This window comes from Candidatus Manganitrophaceae bacterium, assembly GCA_012960925.1.
Lineage (GTDB): Bacteria > Nitrospirota > Nitrospiria > SBBL01 > JAADHI01 > DUAG01.
In genome coordinates this window covers 41,781-58,715 of the sequence record DUAG01000042.1, presented here as the reverse complement: position 1 = coordinate 58,715, position 16,935 = coordinate 41,781, and the positions used below count along the sequence as shown (strand labels likewise).

At 50.1% G+C, this 16,935-nt stretch carries 14 protein-coding genes and 2 pseudogenes; 5 read left to right on the top strand and 11 right to left on the bottom strand.

The window, feature by feature from the left end:
• Positions 1-165: 165 nt before the first annotated feature.
• The gene (locus tag EYQ01_05975) at positions 166-1,755 is read left to right on the top strand and encodes a radical SAM protein (protein HIE65346.1); all 1,590 of its coding nucleotides are present in this window, start codon (positions 166-168) and stop codon (positions 1,753-1,755) included.
• A gap of 159 nt (positions 1,756-1,914) precedes the next feature.
• On the opposite strand, the gene EYQ01_05970 is transcribed toward EYQ01_05975, so the two are convergent.
• From EYQ01_05970 to EYQ01_05960, 3 genes and pseudogenes are all read right to left on the bottom strand, one after another.
• Entirely contained in the window at positions 1,915-2,277 is a 363-nt protein-coding gene (locus EYQ01_05970; protein ID HIE65345.1) for a hypothetical protein, read from the bottom strand.
• A 59-nt stretch (positions 2,278-2,336) separates the two neighbouring features.
• Positions 2,337-3,012, bottom strand: a pseudogene (locus tag EYQ01_05965) (DUF1499 domain-containing protein).
• Positions 3,013-3,241: 229 nt separating this feature from the next.
• The gene (locus EYQ01_05960; protein ID HIE65344.1) at positions 3,242-3,676 is read right to left on the bottom strand and encodes a hypothetical protein; all 435 of its coding nucleotides are present in this window, start codon (positions 3,674-3,676) and stop codon (positions 3,242-3,244) included.
• A 217-nt stretch (positions 3,677-3,893) separates the two neighbouring features.
• Between EYQ01_05960 and EYQ01_05955 the strand changes: the two are divergent.
• Positions 3,894-4,079: pseudogene (locus EYQ01_05955) on the top strand (CopG family transcriptional regulator).
• 24 nt (positions 4,080-4,103) lie between these two features.
• Here the strand turns inward: EYQ01_05955 and phoU are convergent.
• From phoU to EYQ01_05915, 8 genes are all read right to left on the bottom strand, one after another.
• The gene (gene phoU, locus EYQ01_05950) at positions 4,104-4,775 is read right to left on the bottom strand and encodes a phosphate signaling complex protein PhoU (GenBank protein HIE65343.1); all 672 of its coding nucleotides are present in this window, start codon (positions 4,773-4,775) and stop codon (positions 4,104-4,106) included.
• Between the two features lie 183 nt (positions 4,776-4,958).
• Positions 4,959-5,714, bottom strand: coding sequence for a phosphate ABC transporter ATP-binding protein (locus EYQ01_05945; GenBank protein HIE65342.1), 756 nt, complete (start codon positions 5,712-5,714; stop codon positions 4,959-4,961).
• 3 nt (positions 5,715-5,717) lie between these two features.
• Positions 5,718-6,617, bottom strand: a complete 900-nt coding sequence (pstA, locus tag EYQ01_05940) for a phosphate ABC transporter permease PstA (GenBank protein HIE65341.1) — start codon at positions 6,615-6,617, stop codon at positions 5,718-5,720.
• Positions 6,618-6,620: 3 nt separating this feature from the next.
• The gene (gene pstC, locus EYQ01_05935; protein ID HIE65340.1) at positions 6,621-7,466 is read right to left on the bottom strand and encodes a phosphate ABC transporter permease subunit PstC; all 846 of its coding nucleotides are present in this window, start codon (positions 7,464-7,466) and stop codon (positions 6,621-6,623) included.
• A 52-nt stretch (positions 7,467-7,518) separates the two neighbouring features.
• On the bottom strand, positions 7,519-8,526 hold the full coding sequence (locus EYQ01_05930) for a PstS family phosphate ABC transporter substrate-binding protein (GenBank protein HIE65339.1): 1,008 nt from the start codon (positions 8,524-8,526) through the stop codon (positions 7,519-7,521).
• A gap of 426 nt (positions 8,527-8,952) precedes the next feature.
• Positions 8,953-9,975 carry a tRNA (adenosine(37)-N6)-threonylcarbamoyltransferase complex transferase subunit TsaD gene (tsaD, locus tag EYQ01_05925; GenBank protein HIE65338.1) on the bottom strand — a complete coding sequence of 341 codons (1,023 nt, stop codon included), beginning with the start codon at positions 9,973-9,975 and terminating at the stop codon, positions 8,953-8,955.
• Positions 9,963-10,778 carry a tetratricopeptide repeat protein gene (locus EYQ01_05920; protein ID HIE65337.1) on the bottom strand — a complete coding sequence of 272 codons (816 nt, stop codon included), beginning with the start codon at positions 10,776-10,778 and terminating at the stop codon, positions 9,963-9,965. The genes tsaD and EYQ01_05920 overlap by 13 nt, the downstream gene beginning before the upstream one ends.
• Positions 10,779-11,063: 285 nt before the next feature.
• On the bottom strand, positions 11,064-13,490 hold the full coding sequence (locus EYQ01_05915; GenBank protein HIE65336.1) for an ATP-dependent Clp protease ATP-binding subunit: 2,427 nt from the start codon (positions 13,488-13,490) through the stop codon (positions 11,064-11,066).
• 418 nt (positions 13,491-13,908) lie between these two features.
• On the opposite strand from EYQ01_05915, the gene bioF reads away from it, so the two are divergent.
• The 3 genes from bioF (at position 13,909) to bioD (ending at position 16,802) form a co-directional block, all read left to right on the top strand.
• A complete protein-coding gene (bioF, locus tag EYQ01_05910; protein ID HIE65335.1) occupies positions 13,909-15,075 on the top strand; it encodes an 8-amino-7-oxononanoate synthase in 1,167 nt (388 codons plus the stop codon).
• Between the two features lie 153 nt (positions 15,076-15,228).
• Entirely contained in the window at positions 15,229-16,002 is a 774-nt protein-coding gene (locus EYQ01_05905) for an SDR family NAD(P)-dependent oxidoreductase (GenBank protein HIE65334.1), read from the top strand.
• The gene (bioD, locus tag EYQ01_05900) at positions 15,999-16,802 is read left to right on the top strand and encodes a dethiobiotin synthase (GenBank protein ID HIE65333.1); all 804 of its coding nucleotides are present in this window, start codon (positions 15,999-16,001) and stop codon (positions 16,800-16,802) included. The genes EYQ01_05905 and bioD overlap by 4 nt, the downstream gene beginning before the upstream one ends.
• The last annotated feature ends 133 nt before the right edge of the window (positions 16,803-16,935 follow it).

Genomic DNA, 16,935 nt, shown 5'->3' with positions numbered 1-16,935 from the left:
GTTGAGGACCGTGTTACCGTGAGTTTCTTGGAGCCTGCCGGAGAAAAAGGGTCGTAACGAGGCGAATGGCACCGCTATTTAACGAAGATCACCTGAAAAATGGGCCTATTTTCCATCACTGTAGTAGATTCTTTATTTCTCCGATAGACTCCTTCTGGAGGTGGTATGCGGCCAAAGGCAGTCCTTTACGTTTTTCTCCCCTGCAAGAAGATTTATCCCCTGGGCCTGACCTATCTCGCCCATTTTCTCCACCAGCGGCACCCCGAGGCGCCCCAGAAAATCCTGGACCTCTCTCTAATTCCTCGCCACCAGCGAAAAGCTGCGCTTCGGGATCTGGTCTCATCCTTTCAGCCTGATCTGATTGCCTTCTCTTGGCGTGATATTCAAGTCTTTGCCCCCCATGAAGGAGACGGCGCTCTTAAATTTGCCTTCGATTTCTACTACTCCTTCAACCCGATCAAGAAACTGATTGCCGCAATCGAAGGGCTTCGGTCTCTGTGGCTCTATTATGGAAATCTGAATGAACATTTTTCTTATTTCAAGCTGATTCGAAAGGGCTTTCCAAAGATACAGATGATTGTGGGCGGGGGGGGATTCTCGGTCTTTTCAAAGGAGATCATCCGACGACTGCCCGAGGGGGTCATCGGGATCATCGGTGAGGGTGAAGATGCCCTGGTCCATGTCTATGAAGACCAGTCCATTATGGAGGACCGCTGTATCTTCCGCAAGGGGGATCAGGTCTTTACCGGAAAACAAAAGGCACCTGTTCTGCTCGACGACTCTGTTCAGGACCCTGCTTATATTGAGTCGATCTTCCCGCAGTTTGAGGCCTTTACCGGTGAAATCATCGGCATTCAGACCAAGCGGGGATGCCCTTATGACTGCCAATTCTGTCTCTACCCCTATATTGAGGGAAAGCGGGTTTATACCCGGCCCGCGGAAAACATCGTGGCTGAGATGAAGGCCTTTTATGACCGCTGGGGAACCCGCCGCTTCTGGTTTGCCGATGCCCAGTGGGTGCCCGGATCAAAATATTATTCACATTGTACCGAGACCCTGGAGCGCATCATCGCAAGCGAAATGAAGATCGAATGGGGCGGCTACATCCGGACCAGTCTCATCACAAAGGACCTGGCCCGCCTGATGGTCCAGTCGGGGCTTGGCGACACAGAGATCGCGATCACCTCCGGTTCACAGGCGGTCCTGGATGGGATGAGAATGGGTTTCCGTCTGGAAAAACTCTATGAAGGATGTCGGTATTTAAAGGAGGCGGGATATAAAGGGAGGATCATCCTGAACTATTCTCTTAATTCTCCGGGGGACACCGAAGAGACCCTCTTGGAAAGTATCGAATCCTACAAGAAAATCATCGCCATTATGGGAGAGCCGCAGGTTTATCCCGCTCTCTTCTTTCTCGGTATCCAGCCGAATACAGGTCTGACGGAGCGCCTTGTCAAGGAGGGCTATCTTCCTCAAAATTTCAACCCGCTTTCCATGAACCCTCTGTCAATCAAGAAAGTCCTCTACAACCCCCCGCCGCTCGGAAAGATCATCACCAGGGCCTGCCTGAAGGCCTGGAAGGATAAAAAAAATCCCAGCCGCGATCCAATGGAGAGATCAGACAAGTCAACCTATGCCGATGATTCAATCGCTAATATCTTTGAAGGAAACACCGGGAAGGCCGCGCTCTTTAATATTGAGGCGGATCTGAAATCCCGCGGCGTAAAACTTCCTACCCCTGCCGTCTCATTGTAAAGCAAAAACCAAAGGATGGGGAATTCATCGTTCCTTGCTCTTCCCTAACTTCTCAGTCTTTGGTCTGAGCTGTATCATAAGGTTCTTCAAGAAACATAAGCGAGAAGGATATGATCAAACCTTACCATCCTCAACCTCCTGATCTTCCCCAAAAACCCTTTAAAGAGATCGAAACAATGCAACGAGGTCACTGACGGTTCGAGAGCGTTCCTCAACAGTCGGAAGGTAGTTCCGTGCATCCTTAACAGCACTCATGCGTGTCGCTTCAGTTGAAGCTGCTATTCGGATCTTCGTAACGTCCTGGTGGATTTCTGCAATATTTTTTCGTACGATTCGATTCTTTGACAGTTTTGGATCTAGATCCGCCCGAATCTTGTCCAACTGTTCGTTGAAAAGAACTTCAGATATCCCATTGGCCGCTTCTGGTTCGATCACCACCCGAAGGGCTTGAGCAAGAAAGGCATAGAGCTTTCCGATATCGACAGCCGTGCTCAGTAACACTTCCTTTTTTGATATCCCCATAATTCCCCCCTCCTTCCATAAGACGATTACTTAAGGAAACTTCACCGAAGTGTTCCAGATCAGTCCGGTATTCTATGTAACTGTTCCAGGAAATTTTGTATCCGTCTAGCGTTTGTTCCAACGTCGCTTAGCCCGACACGGGAGACCGAACGCACATCAATACGACTCCCGTTATCGCTGGGAGTGATACGGATGACGACATCGTCTTTGAACCCAAACCAAAGCGTTGTGCCCGTTGCCTCGATGCGCCCTTCCTCTAAATCTGCCGCAACAATGTCCCATCCTCTCTCACGTGCAGCGGTGAGAGCCTGCGCAAATGCCTGATCGGGTAAAAGATTGAGCGTCGCGGTTTTCACCTCTGGATATGCCGTGTGTTGCTGGAGGGCGACATCGGGTCCGCCATACTCAGCGGAATTGGGGGCGTCCCTGCGCAAGGGCAAAATCGCAACAAAGGGTGGCGGGTTCTCGGTATCGGTGGAGATGTCATGGATCGGCGGAACACGCCGTGCTGTCTGCAACCAGTTCCAGGGGATCCCGACGACAGCGAGGCTCGTCAAAAGCCCGAGAACTGCCCACACGAAACCATGTCGTTGACCCCCGGGGCGCGCCAAAATGCCACCATCCCCACCGACTGCCGAGTCCCGCCAGCATTGCGGTAAGGCTCGCCAGAACAGTCAGGGAGAAACCATAACGTGCCCAACGTGAAACAGAGCGATTAAATAGCGGGGAAAGCATTTATCTGCCCTTCAGTTTTAAAATCGATGCTCATCGCACTCCTATGCAAAAGCGTCTCTTCAATAATACGACTCCTTACAGAACCGAAGAAATCCTGACAGAATATTCTAACATGACAATGAAAAAAAGGGATGCTCTTCGGGTTTGAGGAGGTATGGCATAGTTGCTTCAGACCACCCCCACGAAGCCAAAAAGAAATGGAAGGTCATGGTCTTGAGGTATCCGCATCTCATTCATTTCCTTCTAATTCCTCCATGTCGTTCAGGAGCAATACGATTCCATCAATCGCACTCGGGTGTGATTGACCTTGTATCCTCAATGCGATGTACGCTGAGAGAATAGCGGAGTAGGTGTGCCTTGCCACTCGATCTGTGACGATGCGATCCATCCCCTCCATGATCGTCAGGATCTTTTCTTTGATCCCTCTCTCAATGAGTTGATCTTGGGCAGCCACGCTCTTATTGGAAATGTCGCGTTTTTTCTCACCGTAAGTAAGCGAAAGGTTTACCAATAAAGCCCTGAAGCTCGCAACTGTAAAGTGGTCATCGGAAACAGGGGTATCAGAATCTATTACGGCGAGTGTGTGTTCTAACGAGGCGTCGGCAAGGGTAGGGAAGGGAGCTAACAAGATGAAAAATATGAGGGTCAGGGTTTTTGCTATCACGGGAAAAGATTCTCATGGGATAAAAACGAAGGAGGAGCAGTCAGGGCTATTATGATGGTTTCATTCAAAGAAATGAAATAAGGGAGTAAACCGCCAATTCGCCAGACATACGGTGTTATCAGTCTTTTTGGTTCCTCACCATACAGAAGAGTACGCCTTGATCGCCAAAAAGATCTCTGGACTTATCTTTCAGACGACTTGAGCGAAGCAGGTCTTTAAAGAAGACACGGTAAGGGTGACCATTGGCTTGAGTAAATCGAGCATCGAATTCTTCAAGCAAGAAGCAAAGAACCACAACACGCAGTATCAAAAGATGATCCGTAACCTTTTAGATCGTTATGCCGCTCACCACACAGAACCATCAAGCGGGTCAAGAAAAGGCCAAAAACACAGCGCCACGTAACAGTTGAAGAACCCCGCCTTGGGTCTAGACTTCTGTGGGTTCTATCTTTGTATGTCGGATGATCTTTCCCTCGACCAGATAAACGACCATCTCGGCAACATTGGTGGCATGGTCGCCGATTCGCTCGATATATTTGGCGATAAAGCTGATTCGAATGGCACGGGTGATTGTCTTCGGGTCTTCAACCATGTAAGAAAGGAGTTCACGGAAGATCTGATCAGTGAGATTATCAATCACCTCGTCCTGGCCGCAAACATTGCGGGCGAGCGCGGAATCCATGTTGACAAAGGCGTCCAGTGCACCATGGACCATTTTTCGGGCCTTTTTCGCCATTCTGGGAATGTCGAAATAGGGTTTCAGCGGGGGCTCCTGGGCAAGTTCAATGGCCCGCTCACAGATATCTTCGGAGAGGTCGCTCATTCGCTCCAGATCCGTGGTGATCTTCATGGCCGTCGTGACGAATCGAAGATCCCGCGCGGCCGGTTGATAGAGGGCCAGGATCCGAATACATTCTTCGTCGATTTCGACATCCATGGCATTGACCAGGTGGTCATTCTGAATGGTCTGTTCGGCGAGCTTGAGATCCGGTCCAATAAGCGCCTTGATAGAATCCGTAATCTGTGATTCAACTAGAGCCCCCATCCTCAAAATTTTTTCTTTAAGCAGGGTCAGTTCTTCTTCGAGATGGCGGGTCATCCTGTCTTTTCTCCTCTGAGATTCTAATTTTAAACAAAAATGTAACGGTTAGTCGTTCAGATTGCCTAGATTTTTCTTCAGGGCAAGGCGCGAAGAACGCAGAACCGCAACGTAGTTTTCTACGTGAGGATTTGAGCACCGCAGCAACGCCGCCATGGAGAAAAAGATGGGTGAGCTGAATGACTAACCGAAACGTCCGGTGATATAGTCCTCCGTCCTTTGATCTCTCGGATTCGTAAAGATCGTCGTGGTCTGATCAAATTCGATGAGTTCTCCCGTCAGGAAATAGGCCGTCATTTCTGAGACCCGTGCGGCCTGCTGCATATTATGGGTCACAATGATGATGGTATAACTTTTTTTTAATTCACGCAAGAGCTCTTCAATCCGTCCGGTTCCGATCGGGTCAATGGCCGAGGTGGGTTCATCAAGGAGCAGCACTTTCGGTTCGACCGCCAATGCCCTGGCGATGCAGATACGCTGTTGTTGCCCACCAGACAAAGAGAGGGCGGAATGAGTAAGCCGATCTTTCACTTCGTCCCAGATGGCCGCCTTTCTTAAACTCGACTCGACAATATTGTCTGTGATTTCTTTGCTCTTGATGCCTTGTATCCTCAGGCCGTAGGCAATATTTTCGTAAATACTTTTTGGGAAAGGATTCGGTTTTTGAAAGACCATGCCGATGCGCCTTCTGATATCGATGACATCGATCTCTTTGGAATAGATATCCCGTCCATCATAAATAATCTGTCCCTCCATCCGGAAATTCGGCAATAGGTCATTCATCCGGTTCAAGCACCGCAGGAAGGTACTCTTTCCACAGCCGGATGGCCCGATCACAGCGGTGACCCCTTTTTCCGGTACGGTGATCGAGACATCTCTTACCGCGTGTTTATCCCCGTAAAAGACATTCAGTTTTTTAACTTCAAAGGATTGATCCATGTTTTACCACCTTAGTTTCTTCTGAAAGCGATATCTTAAGTAAACGGCGATCCCATTCATGGCGAAGGTGATGAAGAGCAGGACCAGAATCGCAGCCGCGGCATTCACTGAAAAGCCTTTTTGAGGGCGAGAGACCCAATTGAAGATCTGAATCGGAAGAACGGAGAAGGGATCGGAGAGTCCTTCTAAACTGAAGTAAGGAGCCTCCAGCGAAATGGGGCTTGTCGGAAGAAAGGCGACATAGGTCAGGGCGCCGATAATAATCAGCGGCGCGGTCTCTCCAATGGCCCTGGACATGGCCAGGATGGTTCCGGTGAGGATGCCCGGCATGGCGGCTGGAAGGACCTGGTTCCGGATGGTCTGCCATTTACTCGCGCCCAGCGCATAAGAGGCCTCTCTAACGGTAAAGGGAATCGTCCGTAGGGCCTCCCTGGCGGAGAGGATAATGATGGGGAGGACGAGCATGGCCAGGGTCATGGCCCCTGCAAGGACGCTCCGCTCCAGGTCCATCCAGCGGACAAAAATGACCAGGCCGAGCAGGCCGTAAATAATGGAGGGGACCCCGGCCAGGTTGGCAATGTTAATTTCGATCAGGTCGCTCAACCAGTTTTTTTTTGCATATTCTTCAAGATAGGTGGCCGCCGCAACCCCAATCGGAAAGGCAATGATCCCCGTCAAAACCATTACCCATACTGTTCCGACCCAGGCAGAGAGAATCCCGGCCTTTCCCGGCCTGCGCGAGGGATAGCTTGTCAGGAAATTCCAGTCGAGCCTTGAAGCGCCATCCATAAAAACGTCAACGATCAAGGTCAGCAGAACGGCAACGGCGAGGAGGGTGATGATGAGTCCCGTGGCGGAAAATATTTTTTCATAAATACGATAACGACGTCTAAGCGCAATCATAATTTAATCGTAAACCTCCCTGAACTTTTTCTTGAGCAAATAGCTGATAACGTTCAGGACAAAGGTCATTATAAAAAGGGTCATCCCGGCAGAAAATATTGTCATATACGCAATGGTTCCCGTTGGTGTGTCTCCCATGCTGACCTGGACGATATAGGCCGTCACGGTTTCAATCGGGACAAGAGGATTCATCGTCAATCTCGGTTGAAGCCCGGCCGCGATGGCGACGATCATCGTTTCCCCGACCGCTCGCGAAAGCCCCAGAATAAATGAAGACAGCACGCCGGAAAGCGCGGCGGGCAATACAATACTCAGTGCAACTTGAAGCCGGGTCGAGCCAAGTGCGTAGCCCCCTTCCCGCAGTCTCATCGGAACGGCATGCATGGCATCCTCACTAAGTGAGGAGATAATCGGGACGATCATGATTCCCATGACGATACCGGGGCTGAGGGCATTGAAACCGGAAAGATCGGGGATTAGCTTCTGGAGAAGGGGCGTCACAAAAAGCAGCGCGAAGTAACCATAGACCACCGTAGGAACGGCGGAAAGGATTTCCAGAAAGGGCTTGATCGTTGCCCGTACCCGCCCCGAGGCATATTCACTCAGGTAGATCGCGCTGATCAAGCCTATCGGCATCGAAACGCACATGGCAATCAGGGTGATTAAGAATGTTCCTGTAATGAGCGGAAGGATACCGAAATGTTGTTCGGAAAAGAGCGGGGTCCATTCTGTGTCGGTCAGGAAGTCCGTTAAGGAGACGACCTTAAAAAACTCATAGGTCTCTATCGTCAGGACGAAAACAATACCGATCGTAATAAATATTGAAAGAAGAGCGGCAAGAAAAAGCATTCCCTCAATGAGGGCCTCTTTTATTTTTTGGCGCTGTCTCTGGTTCAGCTTGCTACTTCCCTTCCTTTTCCAGGAGGTCCTCGACCTTGACCCCGATCTGGGCCCCTTTTCCGCCAAAAATGGAGCCGGTCATGCGCTCTTTAAAACGTTTGTGTGCTAGCTCGTAGGCCCGATTGGGAAGGGCGATGTAGCCCACCTCTTTTGAAAGATCAGCCCCCTGGGTCATATAGAATTCTATGAATTTTTGTATCTCCGGTCTGTCGGCAGATTTACTGCGGACGTAGATGAAGATGGGTCTGGCAAGAGGTTGATAGTTCCCCTCCAAGATATTGTTGTACGTGGGCAGGATAGGCCCCTTCCCATTTTCATCTTTCCCGTCATCGATCGGGACTAGTTTCAATCGCTCCTTGTTGTATTCGTAATAAGCGACCCCGAAAAATCCGAGGGCGTTCAGGTCGGTTGAGATTCCCTGGACGAGGACGTTGTCATCTTCACTTGCCGTAAAGTCCCCGCGGCTGGCTCCGCTTTCCCCGACGATCGCCTCTGTAAAATAGTCAAAGGTTCCGGAGTCGATCCCGGGACCGTAGAGATGGATCTCTTTTTCCGGCCAATGCGGTCGGACATGATTCCAGCGGGTAACCTTGTGTTTCGCCTTCGGTTCCCATATCTTTTTCAATTCATTGACCGTGAGGAAATCAACCCAGGGATTTTTGGGGTTGACCACGATGGCAATCCCGTCATAGGCAACCGGGAGTTCAATATATTCAACCTTGTTCCCGGCGCAGAGTTTGACTTCTGATGGCTTGATCGGTCGGGAGGCGTTTGCAATGTCCACCTCACCACTACAGAATTTTTTAAATCCTCCGCCGGTTCCGGAGACCCCGATGGTGACTCTGATTTTTCGGTTTTGCACCTGAAAATCTTCCGCCACTGCCTCCGTGATGGGAAAGACCGTGCTGGACCCGTCGATCTTGACCAGGGCGCGCTTCGCCCACCCCTGGTTGGGCAGCAAGATGAAAAGGATAAACGCCACGAGAAGATGTTTCAAAATATGTTTCATGAATGACCTCAACTCATTTTAAACTTACTTGTTATCGGGAGAGGGTGACATTAAGGAACCTCTGATTAAGTCTGGGTTGATTTTTCGGAAGACAAAAGGTTTCGATTTAAGGTGCAAATCGCAGAGGATGGTTTTCGCGAAGCCATAGCCTGCTGTTTTTAAGATTTGCAATGCAGAAGCGAGACACTTTTGTCCTGAAAAATCAATTCATAGCTTATCCAGATGTTCCTTAATTGTTATGTCAAGCGACACTATTCTGACATGCCGCCATCACAGCATGGTTAAGGAAATGTTAACTTATTGTAAATTCTCCGACAGGCTTCTAGGGGGGCTGATCAGGCAGGAGGCCATTGAAGGAACCTCTGAATAAGGCGATCAAAGAAGGGGTGGTTCTTTTAGGGAGGGGAATTTTCTTGAAATACAAGTTCAGAGAGAGAATTCAAAATTTGTCATAGGGCTTAAGTCCATTGAAGCAAAATTTTTTCTCTCATAGTGTGAGACCCCCGCCTTGGCGATCATGACGCCATTGTCGGTACAGTATAAAGGGGAAGGGATGTAGGCCGCGACCCCCATGCGAGCCGCTTCTTCACTGATTCGTCGCCTTAAGAGGCTGTTCGCGGCAACACCGCCTCCCAGAATAATGCTTCTAGCCTTCTTCTTTTCAACTGCGGAGATTGTTTTCTCCACCAGACTTCCGACCACGGATTCCTGGTATCCGGCTGCGATGTCCTGAATCAGCGATAGATCTCCTTCGGACTCCCGGATCATCCCGGAAAACCGTTGGCTCAAGGCTGTTTTAATTCCACTGAAGCTAAAATTGAAATGTTTTGTGGAACGGTAGGGCACTGGAAAATGGAAGCGCTCCGGATTTCCCTTTCTGGCGAGACGATCAATAATCGGTCCGCCAGGATATCCATATCCCAGTAATCTTGCTCCTTTGTCCAGGGCCTCCCCCGCTGCGTCGTCTACCGTATGACCCAGGAGGCGATAGTCTCCTTTTTGTGCCATGTAATAAAGGTTTGTGTGCCCGCCTGACACGATCAGGGCCACGGAAGGGAAGACCACATCACGGTGCTCTATGAAGGCCGCAGAAATATGTCCTTCCAAGTGGTGGATTGGAAGAAGAGGAATGCCGAGGGCGTAAGAAAGCGATTTCGCGATTGAAACTCCGACCATCAAGGCCCCGATTAACCCGGGCCCGACTGTAACGGCAATGGCATCAATTTCGCGGAGTGTACAGCCTGACTGAATGAGGGCTTCCTGAATCAGGGGATCGACCACCTCGATGTGTCTCCGACTCGCAAGTTCAGGGACCACTCCGCCATATTTCTTGTGCAGGTCGATCTGAGAAGAGATTAGGTTGGCACGAATAATATGCCCCTCTTCTAAAACGGAAACAGCTGTTTCATCACACGAGGTCTCAATTCCCAGAATAATCAAGGTAAAGATCCTTTGAGTGCTTCGAGGCGTGCCTTGACCAAGTTCAGTGTTTCACGGTGTTGACCGGGTTTTATTCCGCTTCCGATCCCATCGGATGAGAGCCGTAGAAAGGATTGATACTCTCTGCGGGCGTCCCCAAAAGACCCCTTCCTCTCAAGCCATGTTGCATGGTTAAGATGGAAAGCTGGAGTAGAAGTCTTGAGATCAATTGCTATCTTGTAATGCTTGCCCGCCTGGTCAATCGACCCTTTGGCATCATGGGCCATCCCCAGATTATTGTGCGCCTCCGCGTAATTTGGGTCAAGACGAATGGCTTCTTTGTAATGGTTGATTGCTTCATCCACTTTTCCCATACGGCGGAGTGTCAGGCCCAGGTTGTTGTGGGCCAGGACTGAGAGAGAAGGAATCGCAATCGCCTCGCTGAATAAGCGGGCCGCATGGTCGTACTCTCCCTGATGATATCGTTTCAATCCTTCCGACAGGATAAGCTGTCCCTGATCTTTGTTGGGGACAGAAATACTTTCGGGCGCGGATTCCTTTACAGGAGAGATCTCTTTTGGAGGGGTAAGCTCTTTTACTGGAGGAGGGGGAAGAGGGCTGATGGCCTGGTCAGTCAGGAGCAAGCGTCCTTCGCGTTCATAAAAATAGTAAGCGGCCGAGAGGAAAAACGCGAACAGGAGGAAGAGCGTTACCCCCTTGGCTCCTGTAAGGCCTGTTGATTTTTCAGAATGATATTTAAGTGAGGAAGGAAGAGAAAAAGGTGCTTCCTTTTCGGCGGCCGCCTTCTTCAGTGCATCATGAATAATACTCACTGAACTTCAACCTCGTATCGAAAAAACGGCAGCAACTATTCAACTCACCCCTCTTTGGCTTCGTGAGACCCACACTTCCATGATGGCGTTTCTGTGATGCTTAAAACCTCACGCACAGACACGTACACCCCGGTTTTCTGCTCCTCGCGCCTTGTCCTAGAGAAGAATCTAGGTAAACTGAATGGTTACAAGTGGCAAGGGAACAGGTGGGATGAAACCGGCGGGGATGATGCGAAAAAGCCTCGCGGAAGCGAGGCTTTTTCCGGGTGATCAATAATTCCTGGCTCAGACTTCCGCCATAACCGCTTCCTCAATAAAAGAGGGGGCATTGTCTTTCAAAACAGCCTTAACGATTGTTTTCCCTTTAAATCGTCCCTTGATAATCTCTTCCGAGAGCGGGTCTTCAATGTTTTTCTGAATACACCGTCGCATGGGGCGTGCGCCATAGAGCGGTTCATATCCTGTCTTCACCAGCCAATGTTTCAACTCATCGCTTACTTGCAACTCAAGCCCCTTTTCAGCCAGCCGATCATTTAACTCTGTCAGGAGAATCTCAACGATTTTGGCTAAATGCGTTTTCTCCAGAGAATGAAAGATAATCGTGTCATCAATACGGTTCAAAAACTCCGGGTTAAAGGCTTTTTTCAGCTCCGAGTGGATAGCATCCTTCATTTTTCCATGAATATCGATTTCTGAGCGCTGGAAGCCAAGCATTCCGGCCTTTTCTGCCATTCTGGTTCCTAGATTTGAGGTCATAATCAGGACCGTGTTTTTGAAATCGACCCTCCTCCCAAGGCTATCCGTGAGATAGCCATCATCCAGGACCTGGAGGAGAATGTTGAACATATCCGGATGGGCCTTTTCTATCTCATCAAACAGAACAACAGAATAGGGGCGTCTCCTGACCTTCTCAGTCAATTGTCCTCCCTCTTCATAGCCCACATATCCTGGAGGAGCACCCACCAGCCTTGAACTGGAGAACTTTTCCATATATTCAGACATATCTATTCGGATCAAGGCCTCATCGGTATCAAAGAGAAACTCAGCCAAAGCCCGCGCCAATTCTGTCTTGCCGACACCGGTCGGTCCGAGGAAGATAAAAGAACCAATGGGACGGCGATCCCCTTTGAGCCCGGCGCGAGACCTTCTGATTGCCCGGGCAATAGCCGTAACCGCCTCCTCCTGTCCAATAATCCTTTGGTGAAGCACCTCTTCCATCCGTATCAGTTTTTTGGTTTCCTCTTCCTCTATTCGGAAAAGCGGGATGCCGGTCATCTTCGAGACAACATAGGCGATCTCTTCGCGGTCGATATTGGGACGATTCTTTTCTTTATCCTTGATCCATTCCTGCTTTGTTTCCTCAAGCAGTTTTTTGATTCGCTCTTCTTCTTCTCGAAGCTTCACCGCCTCCTCAAAATTTTGAAGTCGTATGGCCAGGTCTTTATCATGCGCAATCTTTTTGATTTCCTTCTCCAGAACCCGGAGGGGTTCAGGCCGAGAGTAGGCTATTAATTTTGCCCTGGAACCGGCTTCATCAATGACATCAATGGCCTTGTCCGGAAGAAAGCGGTCTGAAATGTACCGGTCGGAAAGACGCACCGCTTCATCCACGGCATCATCAGTGATCTTCACCCCATGATGCTCTTCATATCGGTCTTTTAATCCCTTGATGATCTGGACCGTCTCGGCAGAGGTCGGCGGCTGAACAAAGATGGCCTGAAAGCGCCGCTTCAGTGCCGCGTCTTTTTCGATATGTTTCCGGTATTCATCGAGGGTTGTCGCTCCGATACACTGCATCTCTCCACGGGACAGCGCCGGTTTTAGCATATTGGAGGCATCGATACTCCCCTCGGCAGCCCCGGCGCCCACGAGCGTATGAAGTTCATCGATGAAAATAATGATATTGCCCGCCGTAAGAATCTCTTTCATGACCACTTTGAGGCGCTCTTCAAACTGCCCTCTATATTTTGTGCCAGCAACAAGCGAACCCAGATCCAGGGAAATCACCCGCCGGTTAAAGAGGTTCTCTGGGACATCCATCGAGACAATTTTTTGTGCAAGACCCTCGACGATGGCTGTCTTCCCCACTCCGGATTCTCCAATCAGAACGGGATTATTCTTTGTCCGCCGGCTCAAAATCTGAAGAAGACGTTCTATCTCATCATGGCGGCCAATGACGGGGTCGAGTGTGCCTTCCGTTGCCAATTGGGTCAGGTCACGACCAAATTCGTCCAGAGCAGGTGTGCTGCTTTTCTTTTCTTTTTCGCGCGGGGCTGTTTTTCTGAGGAGGTTGATGGTGAGTTGCCGCGCCGTCAGCAGGTTCCCGCCCAGGCTCCGGACAATCTTTCCTCCAATCCCCTCCTCTTCCCGCAACAAGCCAAGCAAGAGGTGTTCGCTCCCGATGTAGTTATGCCCGAGAAGTTTGGCCTCTTCGACGGCATATTCGACCACCTTTTTGACCCTGGAGGTGAAGGGGATCTCTCCAAAGGTCATGGTGTTGCTCCCGCTCGGGAGATTCCGCTCGACCTCCAGGCGAATCTGTTCGGTCGAAAGGCCCATTTTTTTCACGACAGCAAGGGCGATTCCATCCCCTTCTCTGAGCAACGCCAGGACAATATGTTCCGTTCCTAAATAATCATTCTGGTGACGTTCAGCTTCTTCGCGGGCAAGAATGATAATCTTTCTTCCCCTATCGGTGAATTTTTCGAACATTCTTCCTCCTTGACTGCACCAGAGCGGTTTCGAGCCTTCTAACTATTTGTAGAAAAGATATAAACAAATTCAAGGCATTAACTATCAAAATAAGTTTATCTAGGCTACTGGTGGTTGTCAAGGGAATTCTGGAAATCCACATAGAGATGCAAGATCTCTGAGACCCGTGATGAGATCCGGGTGACGCGTGGGTGCTCCTTCTATTGACAGGGTGGCGGAGGATGTATTATTTAAGGAAGCTCTGAATAAGTCATGCATTGTTTTTTCAGGGCAAAAATGTCCCGTTTCCGCGTTGCAAATCTTTAAAATAGCGGGCTATTTCCTGCGATTTGCGCCTTGAATCGAAACATTTTATCTCCTGAAAAACTCAACCCAGACTTAATCATAGCTTCCTTAAGGCATCGAAAGTGAGGACGGGATGTTCCAATTTGAGAAAGCGCTCACAAAGCTTGAACAACAACACCTCTCCCGCGCGTTGATCCCCCTTGACTCCGAATCATCGACGGTGGCCCGGAGGAATGGAAGGGAACTCCTTCTTTTTTGCACCAACAACTACCTCGGCCTGGCGAACCATCCGAAACTGAAAGCGGCTGCGATCTCCGCCATTCAAGCCCGGGGTGTTGGCGCGGGGGCCTCCAGGCTGATTTCAGGACATTCAGATCTTAACGATGACCTGGAAGCCAAGGTTGCGAGATTCAAGTCGGCGGAGTCGGCTCTTGTTTTCAGTTCCGGATACATGACAAATATTGGTGCCATCGGTTCGATTGCACAGAAAGAGGATTTGATTCTGGCGGATCGGCTCAACCATGCCAGTCTGGTTGTAGGCTGCCGTCTTTCAGGTGGAAGATTTCGTGTCTACGCGCACAAAGATATGACCCAGTTGAGAAGGCTCCTTTCAAATCGTAAAACCATCCAGAATGTCCTGATTGTTACGGATGGTATTTTCAGCATGGATGGTGATATCGCCCCCCTTCCTGAAATCCTGGCGCTTGCGGAAGAGTATGATGCGTCTATTTATCTGGATGATGCACACGCGACCGGGGTGCTTGGGGTGCATGGCGGGGGGACATGTGATCATTTCAAGTTGTCGAGTTCACGAATCATCCAGATGGGGACCTTCAGCAAGGCCTGCGGTGGATTTGGAGGCTTCATCGCAGGCAAGGGCGCGTTAAAACAATATCTGATCAACAAGGCCCCCTCATTTATATACACGACAGCCCTCCCGCCAGGCGTACTGGCAACGGCCCTGGCCGCACTTGAACTGATCGAAGCGGAAGGGTCTTTAAGGAAAGGGCTCTGGAAAAACAGGGCGTATTTCTGTGAGAGGGCGGCCCAACTGGGGTTTGATACCCTTGCGAGCGAGACCCCTATTGTCCCGCTCTGTATCGGGAGCAGTGAAAAGGCGGTTGATTTTTCGAAAAGACTCTTCGAAGACGGGATTTATATCCCTCCGATCCGTCCACCCACGGTCCCAGAGGGAACAAGCCGCCTTCGCGTTACGCTGACGGCTGCCCACACGAAATGCCAAATTGACTTTTTATTGTCCCGATTGGAAAAGATCGGAAAAGATCTGCGGGTAATATAGGGAAGCTCTGATTAAGTCTGGGTTGCGTTTTTCAGGAGATAATAATGTTTCGATTCAAGGCGCAAAACGCAGAGGATGGTTCTCGCGAAGCCATAGCCCGCGATTGTTAAGATTTGCAACGCAGAAGCGAGACATTTTTGCCCTGAAAAAACAATGCATGACTTATTCAGAGGTTCCATAAACATGCCGGTATCGGATCCTTATAAGAAGATCGTCTTGATTACCGGGGCCTCCGGTGGTTTGGGTCAGGTCCTTTGCCGCGCTTTTGCAACAGGTGGATACTTTGTCGGAGTACATGTAAATCGCAACATCCACGGCGGAGAGAAGATGGTTGAGACCTTGAACGCCAGGGGAACGGCGGCGGCTCTTTTTCCGGCCGATCTTTGTCATTCCGGCGCGGTACGGCTTATGTTTGATGACATCCTGGAAAAATGGGGGCGGATAGATCTCTTGATCAATAACGCCGCGATCATAAAGGATCGTTTGGTTGCCCGAATGCCTCAGGCCGATTGGGACGATGTTATCGATCTCAACCTGACCGGGGTCTTTTTCTGTATGCGCGAAGCTGGCCGTTCCATGACCCGCCAGGGCGGAGGACATATTATGAACATTGCGTCACGCGCTGCCTTGACCGGGCGTGTCGGACAGGCCGCATATGCTGCTTCTAAGCGAGGACTGATTGCATTGGGGCAGACGGCTGCGAGGGAATGGGGGGGAGTTCCTATACAGGTCAACACCATCCTTCCAGGCTTTCTGAATACCCCGATGACGGCGGGTCTGTCGCGAGAAAAGAGGGCGCATCTGAGTCAGGAGAACCTCCTGTCCCGCCCCGCGACGACCCGGGAGATCGCTGAATTTATTCTAGACCTGTCAAAAATGAAGCATATTTCAGGACAGACCTTTAATCTGGACAGTCGAATCGTATGACGAGGAAGAAGCGCTTGTCGCCCGCATCAGAAGGGTCTCCAGAAGATCATCGGAAAGTCGGTAGGGGTGTTTTTATTATCGGAACGGATACCGGCGTCGGAAAAACCGTTGTTGCCGGAGCCATCGCCCGTATTCTCTCATCAGAGGGGATTGATGTCGGCGTAATGAAACCCTTTGAATCCGGGTGCCGTCAGAGCGGAGAAGGCCTTATTCCGGGAGACGCGGCTTATCTCAAGCGTTCCGCCCGTTCAGAGGACCCACTGCAATTGATCGCCCCCTATCCCTTTAAGGAGCCCCTTGCGCCCTACGCGGCAGCGATGCGCGCAAAAAAGAAAATCGACTTTTCCAGGATTCTCAAGGCCTTTGATCAGTTACAAAAGAGACATTCTTTTCTGGTTGTTGAAGGCGTCGGCGGATTAATGGTTCCCTTGACAGCCAGGAAAGATTTGCTCAGCCTTGTCCTGCTCCTCGAACTCCCCGTACTTTTGGTTGCCCGAAGTGGATTGGGAACCCTCAATCATACCCTCCTGACACTCGGGCAAGGCTGGGCACAAGGGGTCTCTTTCACGGGGCTTATTCTCAATCGCACGACTCCAAAAAAAGACCTTTCAGAGGAGAGCAATCTTGAAATATTAAAGGAGAGGATCGATCTCCCCATCATGGGACCGCTTCCCTTTCTCAGGGAAAAGGACAGTACTGAAAAAAACATAGAACATTCTAGGAAGATTTTTGGCCGGAGTTTCCTTCTGGGGAGCATGCTTGCGCATTGGCAGGATGCCATCCGTCGGCTAGGCCGCTGAAGCCGGATCGAGTGTCATCGCTGTCTTGAGTCATGGCAAGCTCAAGGGACCTCTTTTATTAAGTCTGGGTTGGTACACATCGCATAAGCATAAAAATATTTAAGTTCAACTCGTATCGAAGAATCCTCCCCAT

Coding starts and splice junctions, on each gene's coding strand:
- EYQ01_05975 (HIE65346.1), top strand. CDS start 166: ATGCGGCCAAAGGCAGTCCTTTACGTTTTTCTCCCCTGCAAGAAGATT.
- EYQ01_05970 (HIE65345.1), bottom strand. CDS start 2,277: ATGGGGATATCAAAAAAGGAAGTGTTACTGAGCACGGCTGTCGATATC.
- phoU (HIE65343.1), bottom strand. CDS start 4,775: ATGACCCGCCATCTCGAAGAAGAACTGACCCTGCTTAAAGAAAAAATT.
- EYQ01_05945 (HIE65342.1), bottom strand. CDS start 5,714: ATGGATCAATCCTTTGAAGTTAAAAAACTGAATGTCTTTTACGGGGAT.
- pstA (HIE65341.1), bottom strand. CDS start 6,617: ATGATTGCGCTTAGACGTCGTTATCGTATTTATGAAAAAATATTTTCC.
- pstC (HIE65340.1), bottom strand. CDS start 7,466: ATGCTTTTTCTTGCCGCTCTTCTTTCAATATTTATTACGATCGGTATT.
- EYQ01_05930 (HIE65339.1), bottom strand. CDS start 8,526: ATGAAACATATTTTGAAACATCTTCTCGTGGCGTTTATCCTTTTCATC.
- EYQ01_05915 (HIE65336.1), bottom strand. CDS start 13,490: ATGTTCGAAAAATTCACCGATAGGGGAAGAAAGATTATCATTCTTGCC.
- bioF (HIE65335.1), top strand. CDS start 13,909: ATGTTCCAATTTGAGAAAGCGCTCACAAAGCTTGAACAACAACACCTC.
- EYQ01_05905 (HIE65334.1), top strand. CDS start 15,229: ATGCATGACTTATTCAGAGGTTCCATAAACATGCCGGTATCGGATCCT.
- bioD (HIE65333.1), top strand. CDS start 15,999: ATGACGAGGAAGAAGCGCTTGTCGCCCGCATCAGAAGGGTCTCCAGAA.